The following is a 23,025-nucleotide window of genomic DNA, read 5'->3' as shown; positions in this document are numbered from 1 at the left end:
GCGAAGGGGAAGTCGCGGCAGCCTCGCACTCGTTCCCTCGCCCCGCTCGCGCAGGGCTGTCCGGGGAAAATTCATGCATAGCGGAAGACCATTTGGTTTGGGATGGTCCGGGGTTTTGGTCGGCTTGGATTGACCTGCGGCGGCTTGTGGATTTCGGCGATGCTTTTGCGCTGGAACAGGCACTGGGTGACGAGGTCGGTGAAGCGCAGGATCGGTAGAGGGACGCGGGCGAGGCGGGCGGCGATGCGCAACAGTGCATAGGCGATCATCGCGGCGAAGATCTGCAGGCGGATGGCGTTGTCGTTGTTGCCGAGGAACTTGCGGATCTTGAGGTGCTGTTTGATCCAGCGGAACAGAAGCTCGATCTGCCAGCGATCCTTATAGAGCTGGCCGATCTCGACGGCGGAGCGCTCGAGGTCGTTGGTCAGAAGCGTGATCGTATCGCCGTCCTGGCGCTTGACGATTACCCGGCGCAAGCCGATCGGCAGCTTGGAATCGCCCTTGCTGGCGAGGCTGACCTGGCTGTCTTCGAGGACCAGGAAGCCATCGCCTTGAGGTTGCTCAACGGGGCGTTCAGCGACCAAAGCCAGTCCCATGTTGGTCTTCGGCCGGGTGACGAAACTGGCGCCGGCTTCGGCGATCGCCGTCCACCAGCCGTAATGGCAGTAGCCCTTGTCGAAGACATAGGTTGCGCCCTTTTCGATGGTGATCGTGCGGCCGATCTGGGCGTCGTTGACGTTGGCGTCGGTGATGTCGAGGATGCCTGGACAATCGGCCTTGGGATCATAGACGACATGCAGCTTCATGCCGCGGATGCGGCCGTTCGACTTGGCCCAATCGTACAGCTTACCCAGCGGGATCGGGGTCGAATCGATCAGCCGCAGCATCTTGGTGCCCTCCCGGCGCGTCTGCCGGTCGAGCTGACCGGCCAGAAGCGCGAAGGTCTCGGCGAAGACGGCGACCGGGCGGCGGCGGTTGGCGTCCGACAGCGTCGAGCGCATCAGCCGGCCACTGCCGAGATGGTAATGATGCTGACTGTTGGCGTTGAAGCTCGCCTCCAACCCGCGCAGGCTGGTCGTGGCGCTCAACTGGGCATAGATCAGTGCCACCAGATGATCCCAGCTGGTAAAGCACTTGTCGTAGGCATCCCCGGCATGACGATCCACAATCGCCTGAAAGCTGCGGCGATCAATCGCTTTCAGCAGCTGGGCGAAAATGCTAGGGGTGAACCGCATGCTCCGTCTCCTTTTCTGAGTCTCGACAACCAGAAAATAGACGGAAAAACGCCGTCTGACGGGGCATGCGCCTGCGACATTTCGATTCACCCGGAACTTTCCCCGGACAGCCCTGCCGCTCGCGGGGAGAGGGTTAGTCCTCGGGTTAACCCGAGGAGAGGGGCAAAAGCGCGCTCCGACGCACGCACCCGCACGTTGCTGTTGCACATTTCCCACAACATTGTGAACATGACTTAAAAAGTCATGAAAACGGCTTGCGTTCAGCATAATCATGAGTGATTAGCTCACCTTATCAAATATAATGTTTAAGGTTGCGTCGCATGCCCTCGAAGTCCGCCCTCCGCCTGCCGTTGATCCGCCTTGCCCTCGCCGGCACGTCGGCCCTTGCCCTCGTCGCTACCGCACAGGCGCAGGAAGCAGAGCAGGAGACCGTTTCCAATGGCGACTCCACCGCCCTCGAAACATTGGTGGTCAACGGCAGCGGCGGGGTCATCACCGCCGAGGGCTATGTCGGAACCAGCAGCGCCACGGGAGCGAAGATTGACACCCCATTCCTGGAGACACCGCAGTCGATCTCGACGGTGACCGAACAGCAGTTGAAGGATCGCAATCCGCAGACGCTGCTGGAGACGCTCGCCTATACGCCCGGCACGCGCGTCGGAGCCTACGGCTTCGATCCCCGTTTCGATGCGTTCTTCGTCCGCGGTTTCGACGTGACCTATAGCGGCGTATTCCGTGACAATCTGCGCCAACCGGCCGCCGTGGACTCGATCTTCAAGAACGAGCCCTACGGGTTGGAAGGCGTTTCGATCCTGCGCGGCCCCTCCTCTGCCCTTTACGGCGCAACCGGAGCGGGCGGCCTTTACAACCTCATCACCAAGCGGCCGACTGAGGACACGCTCAGAGAGGTGCAGGTTCAATATGGCAGCCACGACCGATATCAGGGCCAGTTCGACTTTTCAGGTCCAGTGAATGAGAACGACCCTGTCTATTACCGCCTGACCGGTTTGTTGCGCGATGCCGACACCGAACAGGTTGGCCTCGCAGACGACCGTGCCTATATCGCGCCGGCCTTCACCTGGAAGCCGGACGAAGACACGAAGCTGACCGTTCTCGGCGAGTATTCGCGCACCAATTCGGGGGGCACGGCAACTTATTACAACGACCCGCTCACCGGCGAAGCAACCGACATATTTGCCGGCAATCCTGACTTCAACGACTCGGTACAGAAGCAGGGGCGTGTCGGCTATGAGTTCGAGCACCGGCTGAACGACACCTTTGTCTTCCGCCAGAACGCGCGCGTGTCCACTCTGAACATCGACGCGGACTGGGCCTTTGCCTATGCGCCGAACGCTGCCGATCCGACATTGCTCGACAGCAGCGCAGGCACATATGACGAGCGGCTGACCGCATTCGTGATCGACAACCAGCTCGAAGCCAAATTCGATACGGGCGCACTCGAGCATACGCTGCTTGCCGGCGTGGATTATACGAAGCTGCGTTTCCGAGCACTCGACGGGCGCGGCGTGTCGCCGCCGCTCGACACGAAGAATCCGACTCAGGGCCGCCCGGTCGATGCGATCGATTTCAACACGCGCACCGTCCAGGACCAGTGGCAGCTCGGTACCTATCTTCAGGACCAGATCCGTTACGACGCCTGGACGTTGACGGTGGGCGGCCGGTACGATTGGGTGTCCACCGACACGGATACCATGGATCTCGCCACCGACTCGCTGACGACGGTCTCGCAGAAGGACAAGGAGTTCTCCGGCCGCATAGGGCTTACCTATCAGACCGATTTCGGCCTTGCTCCCTATATCAGCTACTCGACGGCGTTCGCGCCTAATGCCGGCATCAACAAGGAAACGAACCAGCCCTTCAAGCCGACCGAAAGCGAGCAGCAGGAAATCGGCGTCAAATACCTCCTGCCGAACAGCAACACGCTGATCACCGCCGCGCTTTTCAACATCGACCAGAAGAATGGCCTCTACCTCGAAGCGTCCGGCGATACCGCTATCCAGGTACAGCGCGGAAAACTGCGTTCGCGCGGCTTTGAGATCGAAGCGAACACCAGCCTTGACAACGGCATTTCGCTGATAGCTTCTTACGCCTATACCGATGTGAAGATCATTCAGGGTCCTTCGGGAACGATTGGAAATTATGTCTCTTCCGCTCCACAGCACATGGCGTCGATTTGGGCCCATTATACATTGCCGGAGGATGGTCCTTTTTACGGATTCAGCCTGGGTGGGGGCGCGCGTTTCGTAGGATCAAGTTACGGTAACGACCAGAACACCTTCAAGAATAGTTCGCGTGTTCTCTTCGATGCTTCCGTCGGCTACGACTTCGCAGCGATCGACCAGAAATACGAGGGTCTGCATCTGCAGGTGAATGCCACCAATCTGTTCGACCGCCGCGAGGCCGTGTGCACCGCCGGCTACTGCCATCGCGATCAGGGCCGCACCGTTATCGGCTCGCTGCGCTATAACTGGTAAGCGACATGACAACAGCCCGGCATGAAAGCATGGCGGTAATCGACGAGCCGAAAGGTCTGTCGGCGGCCTTTGCGGGACCGCATGCCTGGTGCAACGAGAAGATGATGCTGTCGGAGAATCTTTCCGACGGCATTCCGCTGTCCGACTTCTTCGCCTCCGGCGCCTTCGACCGGACGCTCTCGCACTATGCCGGGGCCTCCGGCGGCACGGACCGCCGCGCCGTGGCCTCCATGTGGTCGCTCTATTATTTCTCCGCCCTGACCATCCCCTATGTCGTCGCCCGGGTGCTGGACCACCAGGCGCTGCCGGCGGATTTCGACCAGATGACGGTGGCGCTCTCCGACGACGGGCTGCCGCGCGCCTTCGGGGTCGCGACTGCAGGTCAGTGGCGCGACGATGACGGGCGTGACATCTTCGCCCTGATCGGCTCGCTCATGGACGAGCACCTTGCCAAAGTAGTGCCGCATCTCAAGGCGGTTGGCGGCATATCGCCCAGGCTCGCCTGGAACAATGCCGCCGTTTACATCGATTATGCGCTTCGAACCGCCGGGACCGACCCCATGAGCGACCAGGCCGATGCGATGGTCGGTCGCCGGCTGATGCCCAACGGCGCTCCCAATCCTTTCTTCGACTGTCTGCGCCAGGAGGAAGAGGACGGGACGCGCGTCTGCCGGCGCAAGATCTGCTGCCTGAGATATCTCCTCCCGGGCATCCCGAGCTGCGGCAGCCTCTGCGCCCTTCCAAGCCAAAGGAAACAATAGCCTTGTCTCGTCTGCTGCTCTGCCGCCGAAGCCTCGTTCGCGTCCTTGCCTTCCTGGCGATCGCCTTCTCGCCGCTCGTCGCTCTGGCGCAGGCACAATGGCCGATGACGGTCACCGATGCCGTCGGACGACAGGTTACGATCCCCGCACCGCCCAAAGCGGTACTGCTCGGCACGGGCTTCAATCTCGTGGCCCTTTCGCTCATTCATCCGGACCCGGTAAGCCTTCTCGCCGGCTGGTCCGGCGACATGAAGGCCGACAATCCCGAGATATACGAGAGCTATCTGCGCAAGTTCCCGAAGCTCGCCGATGTGCCGCTGATCGACGACGGAAGCGGCCCCGGGCTCTCCTTCGAGACCATCCTGACGCTCAAGGCCGATCTTGCCGTCCTCGCCAACTGGCAGGCGGACACCGAGGCGGGCCGGCGCGCGATGGAATATCTCGAAAGCACCGGCGTGCCGGTCATCGTCGTCGACTTCAACAACGAGGTGCTCAAGAACACGCCGGACAACATGCGTCTCCTCGGCAAGGTCTTCGAGAGAGAAGAACAGGCGGAAGACTTCGCCCGCTTCTACGAGGAGCGTCTTGCCCGGATCCGCGAGCGCGTTGCCGGGAGTTCCGAGCCGGGGCCGAAAGTTCTCATGGAAGCTTTCCCGGCGCCCGACCGTTGCTGCTGGGCCTATGGGGTCGGCGGCCTCGGCGAGTTCATCGCCATCACCGGCAGCCGCAACATCGCCGAGGGCGCATTGCCGCGTCCGGGCGGCATGATGAACGCGGAAGCGGTGATGGCCGAGAATCCGGATGTCTATATCGCCACCTCGTCGCCCGGCGGCAAATACAGCGGCTTTTCGATCGGCCCCGGCGTCACGGCGGAAGAGGCGGAAACGACCCTGACCGAATCCGTGGACAAGCCGGTGATGGCGAGCATAGCCGCCGTTCGCAACGGGCGTGTCCACGGCCTCTGGAATTTTTTCAACGCCGTTCCGCTGAACATCGTCGCGGCGGAGGCCTTCGCCTCGTGGCTGCGCCCCGATCTCTTCCCCGATGTCGATCCCGCCGCCACGCTCGCCGAGATCAACCGGCGTTTCGCGGCGGTACCTTTCGAAGGTTCCTATTGGATAAGCTTGAAGAAATGAGCTTCGGCTGAGTGTTGCGGCCTCTGCGAGGCAGAAGGGTCGAGGCAGGCGCGAACGATTGCCAGCGCCGCGCGTCCCTATATAAGGTTCTCCCAGGAGGATCTTCATGGCATGGCTGATTGCGTTACCGTTGGGCTTGGCGATCGTGTATCTCGCGGCTCGTTACGGTCGCTTCCGCAGCTGGATCGAACCGGTTCTTTCGATTGCGGTCGCGCTCGCCCTCAGCGCCGCCTTCCTCGTCTGGCTGAACGAGAGTGCTCCGGACGAGATCCCAGCGCCTGCTCCGGACCAGCCTGAAACCGGGCTCACCGCCGACGATATCGTGCTCGAGAATATGACTGTCGAGCCAAGCCAGACGAGGCGCAGCTATCGCGTTCGCGGCACTGCCGCCAATGCGTCGGACTTGGCGCTCGAATATTTCCGCTTGACCGTAACGCTCGAGGATTGCCCGCAGGACGCCTGCAGGCACATCGGTGACGACACCGCGCTCATCCTGCTGAGAGTGCCGGGCGGCCAGAGCCGCCCGTTCGAGACGTTCCTCACCTTTCCCTTCCGACCGGATGAAGCGCCGACCGCTCCGAAATGGAGCTTTAGGGTGAGCGAGGTCAGGGGCTCGAGCCGACGGTGATTTACGACGGTCTCGCCTGCATCCGCCCCTCATCCGCCTGCCGGCACCTCCTCCCCGCAAGCGGGGCGAAGGGACGCGCGGCGCCGACCCATTCCACCTCACCGCTGCTGGAGGTCGTCCCCTCTCCCCGCCTGCGGGGAGAGGGCTAGTCCTCGGGTTAAACCCGAGGAGAGGGGGCAAATCGCTGCCACTAAACGCATGAACAATCGTCTCAGCAATAGATCCCGAACCGCTCCCGTATCGCCCGGTCGACCTCCGTCGCGATCAGCGACGGAGCGGCATCGGCGAGGATGCGGTTCTTCCTCTCGATGGCGCGGGCGACGAGATCCGGCCGGCCGATCTCGACCCATTCCTTCGGGCTCGTACGGTCGGCGACCGCCGGATAGATATATTCCGTCTGCATCAGGCCGAGCGTCTGCGGATGGCCGAGATAGTGGCCGGGGCCGTCGAGGCAGACCGAACGCATGGTTTCGAGCGAAACCGAATCCTCGGTGACATCGATGCCGCGGATGCAGCGCTGCACCTGGCCCAGCAAGTCGTCTCCGAGCACCAGCGACTCCAGGCAGAAGCCGAGGAGCGATGCATGCATGCCGACCGCCTCGTACACCATGTTGAGCCCAGAGAGCCCAGCCATCACGTTGGAGATCGCCTGTTCCCAGCCGGCCTGCATGTCGGGAAGCTTCGCATCCGCGATGCCGGCGGCGGCGCCGCCAGGCAGGCGATAGAATTGGTGCATCTGCGCGCAGCCGGCCGTCAGCAATGCCTGTTCGCCGGAGCCGCCGGACATGGCGCCGGTCCTCAGATCGGAGACGAACGGCCAGGTGCCGAAGACGGCTGGATGGCCGGGCGAAAGCGCATTGACGTAGACGACGCCTGCAAGGCACTCGGCAACCGCCTGCACGATGGCGGTCGCGAGCGGCGCCGGGGCAGTCGCCCCCGCCTGTCCGGCGGATAGCAGCAGGACGGGCATGCCGCCACGGATGCACTTCTCCATGGTGATGCAGCTTTCCTCGGCGAATTTCATCGGCGGCACGACGAAGCAGTTCGAGTTCGAAACGAAGGGCCGCGCCCGCCACTTGTCCTCGCCGCCCGCGATCATGTGGATGAGATCGAAGCAGCCCTCCACATGCGAGGGATCGGAGAAGCTCGTCCCGACATGCTTCGTCGTTCCGGCGCAGCAGGCATAGAGCGTGTTGATGTCCATCAGGAAATTGTCGGAAACGTCCCGGCAGACCATGGCTCGCTGGAAGAAATGGACATTGTCCAGGTGATGGACGAGCTGCGCCGCATTCAGGAGGTCCTTGGCGGTCGATTCGCGGTATTCGCGCTTCTCGACGTCGACCACGTGCACCGCCGCGCCGGCCGTACCGTAATAGACGCGCGTGCCGCTGAGTTCGAGATCCTGTTTCGGATCACGCGCGTAAAGGGTGATGTCGCGCGCGGCGATGGCCAGCATGTCCTCGACCAGTGCACGCGGGAAGCGGAGTCGTCCATCCTCGCCGAGGATGGCCCCGGCGCCGGTCATGATCTCGACGCCGGATTGCGGCGCGTTGGCAAGGCCGATCTGTTCCAGCGCATCGAGCGCCGCCTCGTGAATCCGTCTGACGTTGGCCTCCGTCAGCGGCTTGTACTGTCCGCCGGAAAGGCCCGGACGGACGGGGCGGATGTTTTCGGCAAGCGGCGACGAACGAAGCGCAACGCGCGCCGCCCGTCCGCCGGACCGTCTCGAACCCGCAACTGCGCATTCCTCAGCCATCATTCATCTCCCAATGGCGCTGTCGTCGTCTTGTTCTTTGCCACTCTCCTCGGGTTTAGCGCGAGGATGAGGGGCAGTCTTTTTCAGGCCCGCACCCGCTCCGCCTTCGGGTCGTACATCGGCTTCAGCGAAGCCTCGGCCTTGACCCGCGTTCCGGCGATTTCGATCTCGTAGGCCGAAGCCAGCACATCGGCGTCGCTTTCACCCTTGCACGCCACATAGCCGAGCCCTATCGCACCCCCGAGATGGTGGCCGTAATTGCCCGAGGTGATCGTGCCGACGATCTCTCCGTCGCGCACGATCGCTTCGTTGTGGAAGAGCAACGGCTCCGGATCGGAAAGCCGGAACTGCACCAGCCGGCGCGAAAGTCCGTTGTCGCGCTTTGCAAGCACCGCCTCACGTCCGATGAACTCGCCTTTTCCGGGCTTCACCGCAAAGCCTAGCCCCGCTTCGAGCACATGATCCTCGTCGGTGATATCGTGGCCGAAATGCCGGAAGGCTTTCTCGATCCGGCAGCTATCGAGCGTATGAAGTCCACAGAGCTTCAGCCCGACATCGGCCCCCGCCAGTTCCAGCGTCTCGAACACATGCGCCGCCTGGTCGGTGGAGACGTAAAGCTCCCACCCGAGTTCGCCGACATAGGTGACGCGGTGGGCGCGGGCGAGGCCCATCCCGATCTCGATCTCGCGGGCGGTGGCGAAGGGGTGCGCCTCGTTGGAGAAATCGTTCGGGCTCACCTTCTGCATGAGCTCGCGTGCCCTTGGCCCCATGACGCAGAGCACGCTTTCAGCAGCGGTGACGTCGGTGATCACCACGAACTCGTCGCGCACATGTTTTCGCAGCCAGGCAAGATCGCGCTGCAGCGTGGCCCCCGGCACGACGAGGAAGAAGGCGGTCTGCGAAAGCCGCGTGACGGTCAGGTCGCTCTCGATGCCGCCGCGGGCGTTCAGCATCTGGGTGTAGACAACACGGCCGGGGTCGACATTCATCTCATTGGCGCAAAGCCGCTGCAGGAAAGCCTGCGCATCGCGGCCTTCGACGCGGATCTTGCCGAAGGAGGTCATGTCGAAAAGGCCAACCCCGCTGCGGACGGCGAGATGCTCTTCCCGCTGGTTTTCGAACCAGTTCTGCCGTTTCCACGAATAGCGGTATTCGCGCTCCTGGCCGTCCCTTGCGAACCAGTTTGCCCGCTCCCATCCGGCGACCTCACCGAAAACGGCTCCGCGCGCCTTCAGTTGTTCGTGGATCGGCGAGCGGCGAACGCCGCGGGCGGTCGCAATCTGGCGATAGGGAAAATGATCGGCGTAAAGCAGACCCAGCGTTTCGCTGACCCGTTCCTTCAGGTAGGAACGGTTCTTCTGGAAGGGCTGCGCCCGGCGGATATCGACCTCCCAGAGATCGAAGGGCGGCTCGCCGTCGTTCATCCACTGCGCCAGCGACATGCCGGCGCCTCCCGAGGAGACGATCCCGATCGAATTGTAGCCGGCTGCCACCCAGTAGCCCTTGAGTTCCGGCGCCTCGCCCAGATAGTAACGGTCGTCGGGCGTGAAGCTTTCCGGGCCGTTGAAGAAGGTGTGGATGCCGGCCGTCTCCAGCATCGGCATGCGGTTGACGGCCATTTCGAGGATCGGGGCGAAATGGTCGAAGTCCTCCGGCAGCTGGTCGAAACAGAAATCCTCGCGGATGCCTTCCATGCCCCACGGCTTCGCCTTGAGCTCGAAGGCGCCGATCAGCATCTTGCCGGCATCTTCCTTGTAGTAGGTGCACTCGTCGGGCACGCGCAGCACCGGCAGGCGGCTGAGACCAGGTATCGCCTCGGTGACGATATAGAAGTGCTCGCAGGCGTGCAGCGGCACGGTGACGCCGGATTGCCGGGCAAGCTCCCTGCCCCACATGCCGGCGCAGTTGACGACATTCTCCGTCTCGATCGTGAAGCTCTCGCCGTTCTGCTCGCAGGTGACGCCGGTTATTCGGCCGTCCTTCTTCAGGACCGAGGTGACTTTCACGCCCTCGACGATCGTCGCGCCGTTCTGCCGCGCACCCTTGGCAAGCGCCATGGCGATGTTGGCCGGATCACACTGGCCGTCGAGCGGCAGGTGGACCGCCGCCTTCACGTCGGAAACGTTGAGGTGTGGGTAAAGCTCCTTGACCTCGTCGGGCGTGACCTCGCGTACATCGACGTTGAAGGCGCGCGCCAGCGAGGCCTGCCGGTAGATCTCTTCCTTGCGCTCTTCCGTCAGTGCGACGGTGATCGAGCCGTTCTGGCGCATGCCGGTGGCGATGCCGGTTTCCGCCTCGAGCTTCACGTAAAGATCGGCCGAGTATTTCGCGAGCCGTGTCATGTTCTGCGACGCGCGCAGCTGGCCGATCAAACCGGCCGCATGCCATGTCGTGCCGCAGGTCAACTGCTTGCGCTCGAGCAGGACCACATCGGTCCAGCCGAGCTTCGCCAGGTGATAGGCGACCGAGCAGCCGGAAACGCCACCGCCGATGATGACGACACGCGCTTTTGCGGGAATGGGCTTCGTCATGCCTTCAGTCTTTCATTCGAGGGATCCCAGAGCGGCTGGTCCGGCTGGACGATAGCCTTGAAGCGGTCGCCGAAAATCTCCACCTCGACCTCCTGGCCGGGAACGGCCAGATCGGCGCGCAGCATGCCGAGTGCGATCGACTTGCCGGTACGGTAGCCCCAGTTTCCGGACGTGGTCTCGCCGACGACCTCGCCGCCCGACCAGAGCGTCGACATGTAGGGCGCGTCGCAGTCGCCGGCCTCGACCGTCAGCGTCACGAAGCGCTTCGCGACGCCCTGCTGCTTCTCACGCTCCAGCGCCGCCTTGCCCTTGAAATCCGGCTTCGCCCAGTCGACGAAGCGTTCGAGCCCGCCCTGCAAAACCGTGTAATCGGTGGAAAGATCGCCCTTCCAGGCGCGGTAGCCCTTCTCGATGCGCAGACTGTCGAGCGCCTCCATGCCGAAGGGCTTGAGGCCGTGCTTCTGCCCGGCGTCCCAGACGGCATCGAAGACCGCGGCGGTATCCTCCACTTTCGTGTGGATCTCCCAGCCGAGTTCGCCGGCGAAGGAGACCCGCACAAGCTGGCAATAGCGGCCGGCGATCTGCGCCGTCTGATGCGTCAGCCACCCCTTCGCAAGGTCGGCATCCGAGACCTCGGCCAGGATCGCGCGCGATTTCGGCCCCGTCAGGATCTGGCAGGCGAATTTCACCGTCACGTCGTCAAGCGTGAAGGCGGCGTCCGCCGGGCGATGCTTCCGCAGCCACTCGAAATCATGCCACTGCGCCGTCGCCGCGGTGATCAGGAAGAAGAAATCCTCCTCGATCGCCATGACGGACATTTCGGTGAGGATGCGGCCCTTGTCGTCGGCGAAATAGGCCAGCCCGATGCGGCCGGGCTTCGGTACGCGGCCGGTGATGAGGCCGGAGAGCCACTCGCGCGCGCCCTCGCCTTTCAGCCGGAAGCGCGAGAAGCCCGGCAGGTCGAGAATGCCTGCAGCATCGCGCACGGCGAGACACTCCTCCTCGATCCGCTTCGCCCAAGGGCCTTCCCTTCCCCAGGTCTGCGTCGCAGCCTCTGACGTGTCGTCGCCCGGTTTCGCGTACCACATGGCGCGTTCCCAGCCGTTATAGGGCTTGAACTGAGCGCCGAGCGCCGCAATGCGATCATGGATCGGCGAGAGCTTCCTGCCGCGCCCGGCAGGCCAGTAGTGCTTCGGGAAATGCATTGCATATTCGTGGCCGTAGATCTCCATGCCCTTGGCGATGCAATAGTCCTGGTCGGTATAGTCCGTGTAGCGGCGCGGGTCGCAGGACCACATGTCCCATTCGGTCCGGCCCTCGGTCACCCATTCGGCGAGCACCTTGCCCGCCCCGCCGGCCTGACAGATGCCAAAGGTAAAGACGCAGGCTTCGAAGGCGTTCGGCACGCCGGGCATGGGCCCGATCAGCGGATTGCCGTCCGGCGCATAGGGGATCGGTCCGTTGATGACGCGCGAAAGACCTGCCGTTCCCAGGATCGGCACGCGCTCGACCGCATCGTTCAGATACCATTCCAGCCTTTCGAGATCGTCCGGGAAGAGCTGGAAGGAGAAGTCCTCCGGCATCGGGTCATCCGGTGTTGCCCAATGAGCGCGGCAGTTCTTCTCGTATGGCCCGAGATTCATGCCGTATTTCTCCTGCCGGAGATAATAGGAGGAGTCGACATCGCGAAGGAGCGGCAGCTTGTGCCCAACCTCCTTCGACCAGGCGGCAAGCTCCGGGATCTCGTCGAAAAGAATGTACTGATGACTCATCACCATCATCGGCACGTCGCGGCCGAACATCTTCCCGACCTCGCGGGCGTAGTAGCCAGCGGCGTTGACGACATATTCGCAGCGGATTTCGCCCTGCGCCGTCTCGACCACCCATTCATCCCTTTCGCGCCGGGCACCGGTCACGGGACAGAAGCGGATGATCTTCGCGCCCATGTCGCGCGCGCCCTTGGCGAGCGCCTGGGTCAGCTGCGCCGGATCGATGTCGCCGTCATAGGGATCGTAAAGCGCGCCCGTCAGGTCATGCGTTTCGAGGAAGGGATAGCGGCTGCGCATTTCCCCGGGCGTCAGGATATCGAGGTCCATGCCCTGGTAGCGGCCCATGCCGACGACGCGCTTGAACTCCTGCAGCCGCTCCTTCGAATGGCCGAGGCGGATGGAGCCCGTCACATGATAGTTCATCGGGTAATCGACGAGCGCACCCAGGTCGCGATAGAGCGAGGCCGAATAGCGCTGCATGTTCATGATCGACCAGGATGAGGAGAAGGTCGGCACGTTGCCGGCCGCATGCCAGGTGGAGCCGGCCGTGAGCTCGTTCTTTTCAAGAAGCACGCAGTCGGTCCAACCGGCCTTGGCAAGATGGTACAGCGAGGAGGCACCGACGGCTCCCCCACCAATGATCACGACGCGCGCGTGAGACGGCAAATTCGACATGCTGGCTCCCTCTGTTACGGCGATTTTTGACGGGGAAGCCTGATGCCATCAAGCGCGGCGATTGAGCTTTATTGATCGAAGAATTCGATTAGATTGCCCGGTAGGAGCAAGGAGCGACACAAATGCAGGTGGACCTGATCGAAACCTTTCTTGACCTGATGGAAACGCGCAGCTTCAACCGGACGGCCGAGCGGCTCAACATCACGCAATCCACGGTTTCCCATAGGGTGAAGGCCCTGGAGACGCAGTTCAGCCGCAAGCTCTTCACCCGCAACAAGGGCGGAACCCTTCCGACCGCCGCGGGACTGCGCTTTCTGGATTATGCGAAAGCCTTGCAGAATCAGTGGCATGAAGCGACCCGTGCAGTAGCGAGTGCCGGCGCTCTGGAACGTTCGATGCGGCTCGGAATTCAGCACGACCTGGCCGAGACCATTGCCGGCCGCTGGGTGGCTGCGATCCGCCGCGATCTGCCGACCACCGAGATCTATATGGAGGCGGATTATTCGAACCAGATGAACCGCGATCTCGCCGCCGGGGAGCTCGATCTCGCGATCCTCTACACACCGCATTTCCTGCCCGACCTTCACTATGAACGGATCGGTGAACTGCATTACGTGCTGGTCACCACCGATGCTCCTGAGATGGCCGGGGTGAAGCCCGAAACCTATATCCGTTCGAGTTACTCGCCGGCCTTCGACCGGGCGCACCGCCTGGCACTTCCGCACCTTTCGGGCGCTTCGCTTGCCGCCGGCCAGAACATGGCCGTCACGGACCTGTTGCGCACGCTCGGCGGCGCCGCTTACGTGACGCAGGCGACAGCCGATCGGCTCTCCGACCGCGTTGCCGTCGTGGCCGACGCGCCGGTCATCCCTCAGACCGTCTATGCGGCAACGAGTCTCCGCACCCGCCATGCCCATCAGCACCGCAAGATCATCGGCGCAATGGAGGGACTATTGGTCGGTCTGTAGGGTCCCGTGGAGAAGGTTCAACCAGGTTGACAATCAACCCGGTCTGAACCCAAGCCTGCCCCTCACCCTAACCCTCTCCCCGCCTGCGGGGAGAGGGGACACCGTTGTGCGGCGCTTCGGCCTCAACGGATCCCAAGCGAACTCGTCCCCTCGCCCCGCTTGCGGGGAGAGGGTTAGGGTGAGGGGCAAACCCCGGGGTACCACCCGGTTCGAGGGGCTGACGTGCACCTACCGCACGGAGAATCGCGCCTTCAACCGCGTGACATCCTCGGCCGTAATCCCCTGCGGATCGGTGACCGCCATCCAGGCGTCGATGTAATGTTCCGGTGCGTAGACATGGCCGTAGCCCATCGGCGAGGTCGTCGCCAATGCCATGTCGGCAAGCAGCTGCAGCCCCGTGACCACGGGAAACCAGTTCAGCGCCGGCGAAACGTCCGGCCCCCGCGGGGGCTTCATCCAGTCCGGCTCCCGGTAGAAGGAATGGGGATCGAAAAAGGTCACCGGATCGCTGGCATATTGCAGATAGACGATCCGCATCGCGCCCCAATGCGCACCGGGAATGTCGAGCGCATTCTCCTGGCTGGTGAAGCGGATGGCGGAGCTGTCGCGATAGCGCGGAAGCCAGGCGCTCGAGCCGGCGACGCGGTCGGCCGTCACCGAACGCCAGAGCGCGCTCGGAAACGGCGGTCCGCTCCAGAGCGCGCCCTGGAAGGGATCGCTGATGACGTCGAAGAGATCGACCGATCCTTGCGAATTCATCGCGCCAAGACTCAGGCCGTGCAGGTAGAGCTTGGGCCGACGATCCCTGGGCAGCGTCGTCCAGTAGCCATAGACCGCGTCGAAGAGGGCGTCGGCCGCGTCGGCGCCGTAGCCCGGCTCGACCAGCAGGGAGAGCCAGCTGGTGAGATAGGAATATTGCACGGCCACGCTCGCGACGTCGCCGTGAAGCAGATATTCGACCGTGTCGAGCGCCTCGGGGTCGATCCAGCCGGTGCCGGTCGGCACGACGACAATCAGTGACTTGCGCTCGAAGCCCCCGGCACGCTTCAGCTCCTCCAGCGCCAGCTTCGCCCGCTCCCGCGCGGTCTCGGCGGAATTCAGTCCGACATAGACACGCACGGGATCAGGGGCTGCAGCCCCGAAGAAGGCGCCGATGTCAGCGCCGGTCGGTCCGGACGCGATGAACTGCCGCCCCTGGCGCCCAAGCTCGTCCCAGTGCACGAGCGACGCGCCGCTCCCCGTCCTGGCGAGGTCGGCAGGCGGTGCGATCTCGGGATCCATAAGCGCATCGAGTTGCTGGAAAGAACTGTCTGCGGCACGAAGCGCGAACTTGAAGATCACGCCGTTCGCAGCGGACCAGAACAGCGCGAGCGCCACCAGCCCGCCGAGAGCATTGGCGATCGGCCGCGTGAGGAAATATTGCAGCCATCGGGAAAGCACGCGAAAGGTCAGCCGGAACAGCCGCGCCAGGAGGACCAGGGCGATGAACATGAGCACGGCTATCAGACCGAGCTTGACCGGCTCGGCGCTCTCGATGGGCTCAAGGCCCATGATGTGCCGAACCGTGTTTTGCCAATGCGCCGCCTGCCACAGGAATACGGCCGCAGCCGCTATCGAGACGATCGCAGCGGCGATCTTCAATGTTCGCGCGCGCCGCACCGTCGGCTCGGGGAGTTCGAAGAAGGACCAGAGCCAGCGCAGAGACACACCGGCCGCGTAGCCGGCCGCAAGAGAAAATCCGGAGATCACGGCCTGAATGAGATAGGGCCTGGGTATCAGACTTGGCGTCAGCGAAACTGCAAAGAACAGAATGCCGACGAGGAGGCCGCTTGTGGAAAACGAACGCAGGAAGGTGGAGATGTGACGGTACACCGGTCTTGGCAGGTCCGTCTGCTGAACGTGTTCCATGGCGGACTCCACTTCGGGCGCTGGCGGCAATGTCGCTTTCCGCGGGCGCGCAGTCAATTCCCGCGAGCCTGCTGCAAAGGACAAAAACGTGCAGCGGAGGCACTGGAGAGGTTCTTTGCACCGGCAAGAGATTGCGGGCATCAAAACGAAGTGATCGCAAATAGCAAGGATCGTGCGCAGACGTTTGGTATATTCAAGCCGGTAGTAGAGTCTGCCTGCGCCAAGGAGAAAAACCCATGACCGCGCCGCACCCTTCCAAGACCCATATCGGCAACCACAAACTGCATCCCGAAACGCTGATGCTGAATTATGGTTACGACCCCGAGCTCTCGGAGGGTGCTGTCAAACCGCCGATCTTTCTCACCTCGACTTTCGTCTTCCACTCCGCCGAGGAGGGCCGCGACTTCTTCGACTTCGTCTCCGGGCGGCGCGAACCGCCCGCTGGCGTGGGTGCCGGGCTCGTCTATTCCCGCTTCAATCACCCGAACAGCGAGATCGTCGAAGACCGGCTCGCCATTTTCGAACGAGCGGAAGCCGGCGCGCTCTTTTCCTCCGGCATGTCGGCGATCGCCACCACGCTTCTCGCCTTCGTGCGGCCGGGCGATTCCATCCTGCATTCGCAGCCGCTTTACGGCGGCACCGAAACGTTGCTCGCCAAGACCTTCCTCAATCTGGGCGTCTCCGCCGTCGGCTTTGCCGACGGTACAGACGAGGCGGCCGTCAATGCCGCGGCTGAAGAGGCGATGAGTAAGGGACGGGTCTCCGTGATCCTGATAGAGACGCCGGCCAATCCCACCAACAGCCTTGTCGACGTCGCGTTGGTCCGCCGCATTGCCGAAAGGATCGGAGAAAGACAGGCGCATCGGCCGATCGTCGCCTGCGACAACACCCTGCTCGGCCCCGTCTTTCAGCACCCGATCGAACACGGGGCGGACCTTTCCCTTTATTCGCTGACCAAATATGTCGGCGGCCATTCCGACCTGATCGCCGGCGCCGTTCTCGGCTCCAAGGCGCTGATCAGGCAGGTGAAGGCCCTGCGCGGCTCGATCGGCACGCAGCTCGACCCGCATTCCTGCTGGATGATCGGCCGCTCGCTCGAAACCCTGTCTGTGCGTATGGAAAAGGCAAACGACAACGCCCGCATCGTCGCCGAATTCCTGCGCGACCATCCCAAGGTCGAGCGAATCCACTATCTGCCGTTCCACGACGCGGACACGCCGGTCGGCCGTGTATTCGCCACGCAATGCACCGGGGCGGGATCGACCTTCTCCTTCGACATCGCCGGCGGCCAGGAGGCGGCATTCCGCTTCCTCAACGCACTGCAGATCTTCAAGCTCGCCGTCAGCCTCGGCGGTACGGAATCGCTCGCTAGCCACCCGGCGGCGATGACGCATTCCGGCGTGCCGATCGAGGTCCGCGCCCGGATCGGCGTGCTCGAATCCACGATCCGCCTGTCGATCGGCATCGAGCATCCGGACGATCTCGTCGCCGACGTCGCGAACGCGCTGACGATGATCTGAGGCGTCAGGGCTTTGGCCCCTCGTCTGTCGCGGTATGGCAAGGGCTTGAACCTCATTCCTGTGCTCGTCACAGGAATCCAGTCAGCCCAAGTCCTTGGGGTGAAAGGACTCTTCCCGCGCCGCAGACGCGGCGCTGCTGGATCCCTGTGACGAGCACAGGGATGAGGAAGGAAGCAACCGGTTCCGAACGTGACCGATTCTAATTGGTTGTGACGCGGGATGCGGAAGGAAAACCGCACGCAATTTCCCCGTCCCGCTCTAAGTCCTCGGCCGGTGCGAAAGGACGTTGACGATATTGCCGAACGGATCGCGCAGAAAGAACCGGCGCACGCCCCAGCTTTCGTCGGTGATATCGTAGACGATCTCCACACCCGCGGCCGCGGCGCGGCGATAGGTTTCGTCCACGTCATCCACCTCGATCGAGAGCGCCGGGACCGGCGTTCCGGACCCGCCTTCGGTGGCGAAGCTCACCTGCGGCATGGCGGTGCGGCCTACCGCCGCAAATGTGACGATCCAGCCGTGATCCATCACCACCTCCATGCCGAGCAGGTCCGCATAGAACCGATGCGCCTGAAGCGGATCGGACACCTGAAGATTTGGCACGATGCGTCGTACAGTCATTTGACCCTCCCGATTGTCCGCTCCGACAGCGCCAGCTTGACGAGCGAGGCCGCCGCCGCACCCGCCGTCTCCATATAGCTCGGATCACGGTGGAGCAGAACGACGGCGAAGCTGCCGTCGAGGAGCAACAGGACCTGCCGCGCGAGCTCTTCCGCCTCCACGATCCCTTCCGCCTCGAACGCCTGCCGGAGCCAGTCCTCGAATTTTTTCTTATGCGCGGCGCCGATACGGATCGCCGGGTGCCCCGGCATGCTGGCGAGTTCGGCGGAGGTGCGCAGGAAGCCGCAGCCCTTCCATTTCGGATGTCGGGCGGCGCGGGCGAGATTGAAGAAGATGCCCTCGACCCTCGATGCCACGCCGCCCTCGGCTTCGCTGAACCATTTCTGGAAGAGCTTGAGGTTCGGCTGATCACGCCCTTCGAGATAGGCGGCAATCAGGTCGTCCTTGCTTTTGAAGTGATAATAGAGCGTTCGCTTCGTCACGCCGGCCGCCTCGGCGACTGCGTCCACACCGACGGCGCGGATCCCTTCGGCATAGAACAGCTTGGAAGCGGCGGAAACGATGCGTTCGCGTGTGTTCGGTGCCGTCGTCATGAGCCATGTATACCGACTAGTGAATATACATTCCTGTGTCGCCGACTTAGCCTCCGCTCGTCAATACATGATGGGAGACAATTCATGTCCGACACGGTTCTCATCGAAATTTCGGCCGGCATCGCCCTCCTGACCCTCAACCGGCCCGAAAAGCTGAATGCGCTCAACTACGAACTGATCGATCGGCTTTTAGCCCTTCTCGACCGTATCGAGATCGACGAGACGGTGCAGGCGGTCATCCTCACCGTCGCCGGCGATCGCGCCTTTTCCGCAGGCGGCGACATCCACGAATTTTCCGGCAGCGTGGCCAAGGGCGTGAACGCTGCCACCCGCGATTTTGTCCGGCGGGGCCAACAGCTCACGCACCGCCTGGAGGCCTTTCCGAAGCCTGTGATCGCTGCCGTCAACGGTCTCGCCTATGGTGGCGGCTGCGAGGTGACCGAAGCGGTGCACCTCGCGATCGCGAGCGAGCGGGCGCGCTTTGCCAAGCCGGAAATCAAGCTTGCCATGCCGCCGACATTCGGGGGCACTCAGAGACTGCCTCGCCTGGCGGGTCGGAAGCGTGCGCTCGAGCTGCTTCTGACCGGGGATGCGTTCTCGCCCCAGCGCGCGCTGGACATGGGGCTCGTCAATGCCGTCGTGCCGCATGAGCAACTGATCGCCTCGGCCCGAGCGCTTGCGGGTCGCACCATTCGCCATTCGCCTCTTGCCACCGCCGCCATCATCACCGCCGTGACGCGTGGCCTCAACATGGCGATCGGAGAAGGTCTGCTGTGCGAAAGCGAGCAATTCGCACGGATGGTTCCGAGCCATGATCTCAAGGAAGGGCTTGCCGCCTGGAAAGAGCGGCGAGAGCCACGCTATGCCGGGCGCTGATCCGGTTCTTCAAAACAACCCGGCTCCGGACGGAAAACCGTCCGGCAGTGCGCTAGATCCGGGCGAAGCCGAGCACGAAAAGGGCGAGCGCGCCTGTCGAGGCGATGGTGCGCACGTGGTTCCAGCGGACCCAGTCGGTCAGGTAGCGCTGCTGCCAGAGCTCGGCGGCTGCCTGGCCGGCAGGGGCGGCGGCAAGCGCGTCGTTCAGCGGGACATTGATTACGATAGTCACCGCGAGCGTGCCGAGGAGATAGACGAGCCCGCCGGCTGCCAACAGATAACTCCCCTGCCCGCCCCAGATGAAGGCCATGACGAGGAGGATAAGGCCAAGCAGCGCCGTTCCCATGAAGGCGAAGAGGAACAGCGGATTCTGGATGACCACGTTGATGGCGTTCATCGCGGCGACCCCCTGATCCGGCGGGAGCCGCGACAGCGCCTGCATTATGCAGACCGAGAAGACGAAGAAGAGCCCGGCCATCAGACCGGATCCGATCGCGGCGGCAAAAGCCAGCGCAGGAACAAGGGCAACCATTGCGGCACTCCAGACGGGAACGAAGCCGCTACGGGCCGCTTCCCTCGTTTCAGACTCGAGGCAGCGTCGACGAAAGCCAGCCGCCCGCAAAGCCGGCCCTGCTCAACCCCTGGCTGAAGGCCGGAATGCTGCGCGTCAGTTCCCAGATCAGGCCGCTTCTCCAGTTCTCGATCATCATGACCACGAGCCCTTGGTCAAGTCCGACGATTCTGTCGTCCACCCAGCCCTCGGGGCCGTCCCCCGGCAGGCTGGGATTGAAGCCGCCGGGAAGGCAACCCTCATTAACGAGCGCGGGATATTGCGACATCAGGTGAGAAAGGCTGCCGAGACATGCGTCCGGCTCGAACGGCAGACCGGCGAGCGACGCCCATGGAACGAGCGTACCGTCATCGGCGCCGAATGGTGCGCCACGTGCCTCGTAGCCGAGCAATCTCTGCCGCCGCCCGTCGCGAAGCCTCAGCCAGCCTTTCGGCGCGTGGCAGGCGCTGAACCCCCAGAGATCGCTGCAGTAACCTGCGAAGCCATGAGGATTTTCCTCGGCATGGGCGCGCTGCAGCCTGATGGCGCGGCGGGAGTTTTCGAAATAGTCGCTGTCCCTTTCACGCATCCCCCGGTCGCGAACGCCGCGAAAATCGATCCAGGCCTGCGGAAACAGGTGGACGAAGAGCGCGCCGGCGTGGAGATGCGCCACCCCATCGAGCGTGAGCCATTCATGCGCCGCGGTGTAGGCGTCGTAATTCTGCGGCACGATCGGCCGTGTTGGCGAACCCAGCGCCAGAACATAAAGAAGCAGCGCCTCGCTGTAGCCCCGCCAGCGGTGCTTCAGGAAGCGTCCGGGCGGGCGCCAACCCATTGTGACGGTATCGCCGCCATTGAGCGCCCAGTTCCAGTCTGCCCTTTCGTAGAGAAACGCCGCGTGGCTCCTGATCTCCCTCTCCTGCTCGCCGGAGCCGGAGAAATACGCCGCCGCGGCCAGGGCACCGGCGAGGAGCAACGCGGTGTCGATCGTCGAGAGTTCGCTGCGCCAGGCGCGCTCTCCCGACCGCATATCGAGGAAATGATAATAGAAGCCGCGATAGCCGGTTGCCCGCGCGTCGCTCTCCTGCCGGCTCGCCGCGAAGAATGCGAGGGCGGTCAGCACACGCCGCGCGGCCTCCGCCCGACCGATCCAGCCGCGCTCGACCGCGACCGGATAGGCTGCGAGCCCGAAGCCCGTGGCGGCGATACTCGACGGAGAACCCTTGCGAGACGTATCGGCCACCAGACCGGTTGCCGTGTCGGAATATCGAAGAAAGTAGCCGAACGCCGCGCGCTGCAGCCGCTCGACGCATGCGATATCCGAGTTCCGCCTGGTGTGAAACATGGTGGCCTATTCTTCGGTGACGTCGGTGACGGTGCGGCGGGTCGCGCAGCTCTTGCCGCGATCACCGAATATTGTAGGCCCGCGTCGCGCCGGCAGTCGCCGATTTCCAATCCTGTGGTACATTCATCGGATTACATCGGCCCGGAGGCCGAGGCCGGTTTTACGGCAAATCGCGGTGCCCGGGATAGAGGGGCAGAACGCCCGACGCGTGATCCACGATGATTGGCTGATGCGATGTTAGGCACGATAGCATTGATCCTGGCTCTGAGCGGGAGCCCGATACAGACGGCAGCCATGGCCGCCGACGTCGACGTGGAGCTGTTGCTGGCTGTCGACATGTCCGGCTCGATGGACATGGAGGAGGCACGCGTGCAGCGCTCCGGCTATCTGCAGGCGCTGCGGCACCCCGATTTCATCAATGCGGTCCAGGGCGGGCTCCTCGGGCGGATCGCCATCGGCTATTTCGAATGGGCAGGGCTCGTAAACGAGGCCTCCGTCGTAAACTGGCAGGTGATCGAAAATGCTGCCGACGCCGAAGCCTTCGCCGCCAAGCTGGAGGCGCGGCCGATCGGGACGCGGCGCGGCACCTCGATCTCCAATGCGATTCTTTTCGGCACGGGCCTCATCGATTCGAACGCCTTTTCGGGCGCGCGACGGGTCATCGACGTCTCCGGTGACGGGCCCAACAATACCGGGCCGCCGGTCACGCCTGCCCGCAACGATGCCGTATCGCGCGGGATCATCATCAATGGGCTTGCGATCCTCATCCGCCCGTCGGTCTCGACCGGGCCGCTCGACCAGTATTACGCCGAATGCGTCATCGGCGGCCCCGGCTCCTTCGTCCTGCCCGTCCATGAACCCGAGGATTTCGCGATCGCAATCCGCCAGAAGCTTATCCTGGAAGTAAGCGGCCTGACACCCGAGCCGGCGCTCCGTTTGGCGGCCGGCGAAGCTGCGGCAGATTGCATGATAGGCGAGAAGCTGCGGCCTGGTTTTCTCGACAGGGTCTACCCGGAGCTGGATCGCTAGATGTGAGCAACGCGCCGCGGGTCTTCCCGCAGCGCGCTTTTTCCCCCGCCCGACCATAGATCGCCTCCGCTCCAAGGCGTGTTGAGATTCGGGATACCCGCCGCGGCTTTTTTGATCTCCTCATTCCTGTGCTCGTCACAGGAATCCAGCCAGCCCAAGTCGTTGGGCTGAAAGAACTCTTCCCCGCGCCGCAGACGCGGCGCTGCTGGATCTCTGTGACAAGCACAGAGATGAGGAAGAGATTGCAGTCCTCCCCGCGCTGATCGACGCGCTCGGCAACATTGTCCGCACCGCGCTTTGCGAGGCGAGCCCGCGACCGCTGCTATTGCAACGAGTGCGTTCTGGCGTTGAAGCCCGCGGCCGCGATGACGAGCTCGCTGCGATCCCGCAACTCGTTGGCAACGGCCTGCAGAGCCATCTCGACGCAATATTCGACGGCCTGAGCGTCCAATGCGCGGGCGCTATCGCGAATGTGGCTCAGCATTCTGGCGATGCTCGCAAGTTCCGTTTCGGTGTCCGTCAAGGACGAAGGATGATTACCCATTTGAACCCCCATTCCGTGCGCTTCCCTGACATCGACTATAAACGACTTCGGAATTTCCGCGCGTTGCACGAGCGTTGCACACGCA

The 23,025-nt window shown here is 63.3% G+C and carries 18 protein-coding genes; 8 read left to right on the top strand and 10 right to left on the bottom strand.

The features are described 5' to 3' along the window. Positions 1-71: 71 nt before the first annotated feature. Positions 72-1,235, bottom strand: a complete 1,164-nt coding sequence (locus JOH52_RS12325) for an IS4-like element ISRm16 family transposase (protein WP_003537933.1) — start codon at positions 1,233-1,235, stop codon at positions 72-74. Positions 1,236-1,555: 320 nt separating this feature from the next. Between JOH52_RS12325 and JOH52_RS12320 the strand changes: the two genes are divergently transcribed. From JOH52_RS12320 to JOH52_RS12305, 4 genes are all read left to right on the top strand, one after another. Next, the gene (locus JOH52_RS12320) at positions 1,556-3,730 is read left to right on the top strand and encodes a TonB-dependent siderophore receptor (protein ID WP_010969817.1); all 2,175 of its coding nucleotides are present in this window, start codon (positions 1,556-1,558) and stop codon (positions 3,728-3,730) included. A gap of 29 nt (positions 3,731-3,759) precedes the next feature. Next, positions 3,760-4,491 (top strand): siderophore-iron reductase FhuF, encoded by a 732-nt coding sequence (fhuF, locus tag JOH52_RS12315; protein ID WP_010969818.1) that lies wholly within the window; start codon positions 3,760-3,762, stop codon positions 4,489-4,491. Positions 4,492-4,493: 2 nt separating this feature from the next. Continuing rightward, entirely contained in the window at positions 4,494-5,627 is a 1,134-nt protein-coding gene (locus JOH52_RS12310; protein WP_010969819.1) for an ABC transporter substrate-binding protein, read from the top strand. A gap of 106 nt (positions 5,628-5,733) precedes the next feature. Then, positions 5,734-6,255 (top strand): hypothetical protein, encoded by a 522-nt coding sequence (locus tag JOH52_RS12305; RefSeq protein WP_010969820.1) that lies wholly within the window; start codon positions 5,734-5,736, stop codon positions 6,253-6,255. A gap of 211 nt (positions 6,256-6,466) precedes the next feature. Here JOH52_RS12305 and JOH52_RS12300 read toward each other — a convergent pair whose 3' ends face one another. The 3 genes from JOH52_RS12300 to JOH52_RS12290 all read right to left on the bottom strand — a co-directional run bounded on the left by JOH52_RS12300 (position 6,467) and on the right by JOH52_RS12290 (position 12,986). Next, a complete protein-coding gene (locus JOH52_RS12300; protein WP_013844661.1) occupies positions 6,467-8,011 on the bottom strand; it encodes a trimethylamine methyltransferase family protein in 1,545 nt (514 codons plus the stop codon). Positions 8,012-8,094: 83 nt separating this feature from the next. Further along, positions 8,095-10,542 (bottom strand): GcvT family protein, encoded by a 2,448-nt coding sequence (locus JOH52_RS12295; RefSeq protein ID WP_014529243.1) that lies wholly within the window; start codon positions 10,540-10,542, stop codon positions 8,095-8,097. Then, positions 10,539-12,986: a GcvT family protein gene (locus tag JOH52_RS12290; protein WP_017266242.1), complete on the bottom strand. Its 2,448-nt coding sequence runs from the start codon at positions 12,984-12,986 to the stop codon at positions 10,539-10,541. Before JOH52_RS12290 ends, JOH52_RS12295 begins: the two co-directional genes overlap by 4 nt. Positions 12,987-13,108: 122 nt before the next feature. Here JOH52_RS12290 and JOH52_RS12285 point away from each other — a divergent pair, with 122 nt between their 5' ends. Next, positions 13,109-13,954 carry a LysR family transcriptional regulator gene (locus JOH52_RS12285; protein ID WP_010969824.1) on the top strand — a complete coding sequence of 282 codons (846 nt, stop codon included), beginning with the start codon at positions 13,109-13,111 and terminating at the stop codon, positions 13,952-13,954. 228 nt (positions 13,955-14,182) lie between these two features. Here JOH52_RS12285 and JOH52_RS12280 read toward each other — a convergent pair whose 3' ends face one another. Beyond that, positions 14,183-15,862, bottom strand: a complete 1,680-nt coding sequence (locus tag JOH52_RS12280) for an alpha/beta hydrolase (protein ID WP_010969825.1) — start codon at positions 15,860-15,862, stop codon at positions 14,183-14,185. A 236-nt stretch (positions 15,863-16,098) separates the two neighbouring features. Here JOH52_RS12280 and JOH52_RS12275 point away from each other — a divergent pair, with 236 nt between their 5' ends. After that, complete coding sequence (locus JOH52_RS12275) at positions 16,099-17,382, top strand: cystathionine gamma-synthase family protein (RefSeq protein ID WP_003534205.1); 1,284 nt, start codon at positions 16,099-16,101, stop codon at positions 17,380-17,382. A gap of 258 nt (positions 17,383-17,640) precedes the next feature. Here the strand turns inward: JOH52_RS12275 and JOH52_RS12270 are convergent, their stop codons facing one another. Further along, on the bottom strand, positions 17,641-18,003 hold the full coding sequence (locus JOH52_RS12270; RefSeq protein ID WP_003534198.1) for a glyoxalase superfamily protein: 363 nt from the start codon (positions 18,001-18,003) through the stop codon (positions 17,641-17,643). Continuing rightward, a complete protein-coding gene (locus JOH52_RS12265; RefSeq protein ID WP_003534197.1) occupies positions 18,000-18,596 on the bottom strand; it encodes a TetR/AcrR family transcriptional regulator in 597 nt (198 codons plus the stop codon). Before JOH52_RS12265 ends, JOH52_RS12270 begins: the two co-directional genes overlap by 4 nt. Before the next feature lie 84 nt (positions 18,597-18,680). On the opposite strand from JOH52_RS12265, the gene JOH52_RS12260 reads away from it, so the two are divergent. Continuing rightward, complete coding sequence (locus tag JOH52_RS12260) at positions 18,681-19,472, top strand: crotonase/enoyl-CoA hydratase family protein (protein WP_017266180.1); 792 nt, start codon at positions 18,681-18,683, stop codon at positions 19,470-19,472. Between the two features lie 52 nt (positions 19,473-19,524). Here JOH52_RS12260 and JOH52_RS12255 read toward each other — a convergent pair whose 3' ends face one another. Both JOH52_RS12255 and JOH52_RS12250 read right to left on the bottom strand, forming a co-directional pair. After that, positions 19,525-20,004, bottom strand: a complete 480-nt coding sequence (locus tag JOH52_RS12255) for an anthrone oxygenase family protein (protein ID WP_010969827.1) — start codon at positions 20,002-20,004, stop codon at positions 19,525-19,527. 49 nt (positions 20,005-20,053) lie between these two features. Beyond that, on the bottom strand, positions 20,054-21,367 hold the full coding sequence (locus JOH52_RS12250; protein ID WP_010969828.1) for a glucoamylase family protein: 1,314 nt from the start codon (positions 21,365-21,367) through the stop codon (positions 20,054-20,056). Positions 21,368-21,601: 234 nt separating this feature from the next. Between JOH52_RS12250 and JOH52_RS12245 the strand changes: the two genes are divergently transcribed. Then, positions 21,602-22,396 carry a DUF1194 domain-containing protein gene (locus JOH52_RS12245; protein ID WP_013844664.1) on the top strand — a complete coding sequence of 265 codons (795 nt, stop codon included), beginning with the start codon at positions 21,602-21,604 and terminating at the stop codon, positions 22,394-22,396. A 322-nt stretch (positions 22,397-22,718) separates the two neighbouring features. On the opposite strand, the gene JOH52_RS12240 is transcribed toward JOH52_RS12245, so the two are convergent. Beyond that, positions 22,719-22,952, bottom strand: coding sequence for a hypothetical protein (locus JOH52_RS12240; protein ID WP_013844665.1), 234 nt, complete (start codon positions 22,950-22,952; stop codon positions 22,719-22,721). Positions 22,953-23,025 lie beyond the last annotated feature (73 nt).

It is taken from the genome of Sinorhizobium meliloti (genome assembly GCF_017876815.1).
Taxonomy (GTDB): Bacteria; Pseudomonadota; Alphaproteobacteria; order Rhizobiales; family Rhizobiaceae; genus Sinorhizobium; species Sinorhizobium meliloti.
Note: the sequence above shows the minus strand (reverse complement) of the source record. Positions and strands in the feature narration are given on the sequence as shown.

Bases quoted from the DNA above. Each gene is read 5' to 3' on its own strand.
- JOH52_RS12260 (WP_017266180.1), top strand. From the start codon at position 18,681: ATGTCCGACACGGTTCTCATCGAAATTTCGGCCGGCATCGCCCTCCTG.
- JOH52_RS12295 (WP_014529243.1), bottom strand. From the start codon at position 10,542: ATGACGAAGCCCATTCCCGCAAAAGCGCGTGTCGTCATCATCGGCGGT.
- JOH52_RS12255 (WP_010969827.1), bottom strand. From the start codon at position 20,004: ATGGTTGCCCTTGTTCCTGCGCTGGCTTTTGCCGCCGCGATCGGATCC.
- JOH52_RS12290 (WP_017266242.1), bottom strand. From the start codon at position 12,986: ATGTCGAATTTGCCGTCTCACGCGCGCGTCGTGATCATTGGTGGGGGA.
- JOH52_RS12270 (WP_003534198.1), bottom strand. From the start codon at position 18,003: ATGACTGTACGACGCATCGTGCCAAATCTTCAGGTGTCCGATCCGCTT.
- JOH52_RS12320 (WP_010969817.1), top strand. From the start codon at position 1,556: ATGCCCTCGAAGTCCGCCCTCCGCCTGCCGTTGATCCGCCTTGCCCTC.
- JOH52_RS12305 (WP_010969820.1), top strand. From the start codon at position 5,734: ATGGCATGGCTGATTGCGTTACCGTTGGGCTTGGCGATCGTGTATCTC.
- JOH52_RS12275 (WP_003534205.1), top strand. From the start codon at position 16,099: ATGACCGCGCCGCACCCTTCCAAGACCCATATCGGCAACCACAAACTG.
- JOH52_RS12265 (WP_003534197.1), bottom strand. From the start codon at position 18,596: ATGACGACGGCACCGAACACACGCGAACGCATCGTTTCCGCCGCTTCC.
- JOH52_RS12325 (WP_003537933.1), bottom strand. From the start codon at position 1,235: ATGCGGTTCACCCCTAGCATTTTCGCCCAGCTGCTGAAAGCGATTGAT.
- JOH52_RS12240 (WP_013844665.1), bottom strand. From the start codon at position 22,952: ATGGGGGTTCAAATGGGTAATCATCCTTCGTCCTTGACGGACACCGAA.
- JOH52_RS12285 (WP_010969824.1), top strand. From the start codon at position 13,109: ATGCAGGTGGACCTGATCGAAACCTTTCTTGACCTGATGGAAACGCGC.
- JOH52_RS12245 (WP_013844664.1), top strand. From the start codon at position 21,602: ATGTTAGGCACGATAGCATTGATCCTGGCTCTGAGCGGGAGCCCGATA.
- JOH52_RS12300 (WP_013844661.1), bottom strand. From the start codon at position 8,011: ATGGCTGAGGAATGCGCAGTTGCGGGTTCGAGACGGTCCGGCGGACGG.
- fhuF (WP_010969818.1), top strand. From the start codon at position 3,760: ATGGCGGTAATCGACGAGCCGAAAGGTCTGTCGGCGGCCTTTGCGGGA.
- JOH52_RS12250 (WP_010969828.1), bottom strand. From the start codon at position 21,367: ATGTTTCACACCAGGCGGAACTCGGATATCGCATGCGTCGAGCGGCTG.
- JOH52_RS12280 (WP_010969825.1), bottom strand. From the start codon at position 15,862: ATGGAACACGTTCAGCAGACGGACCTGCCAAGACCGGTGTACCGTCAC.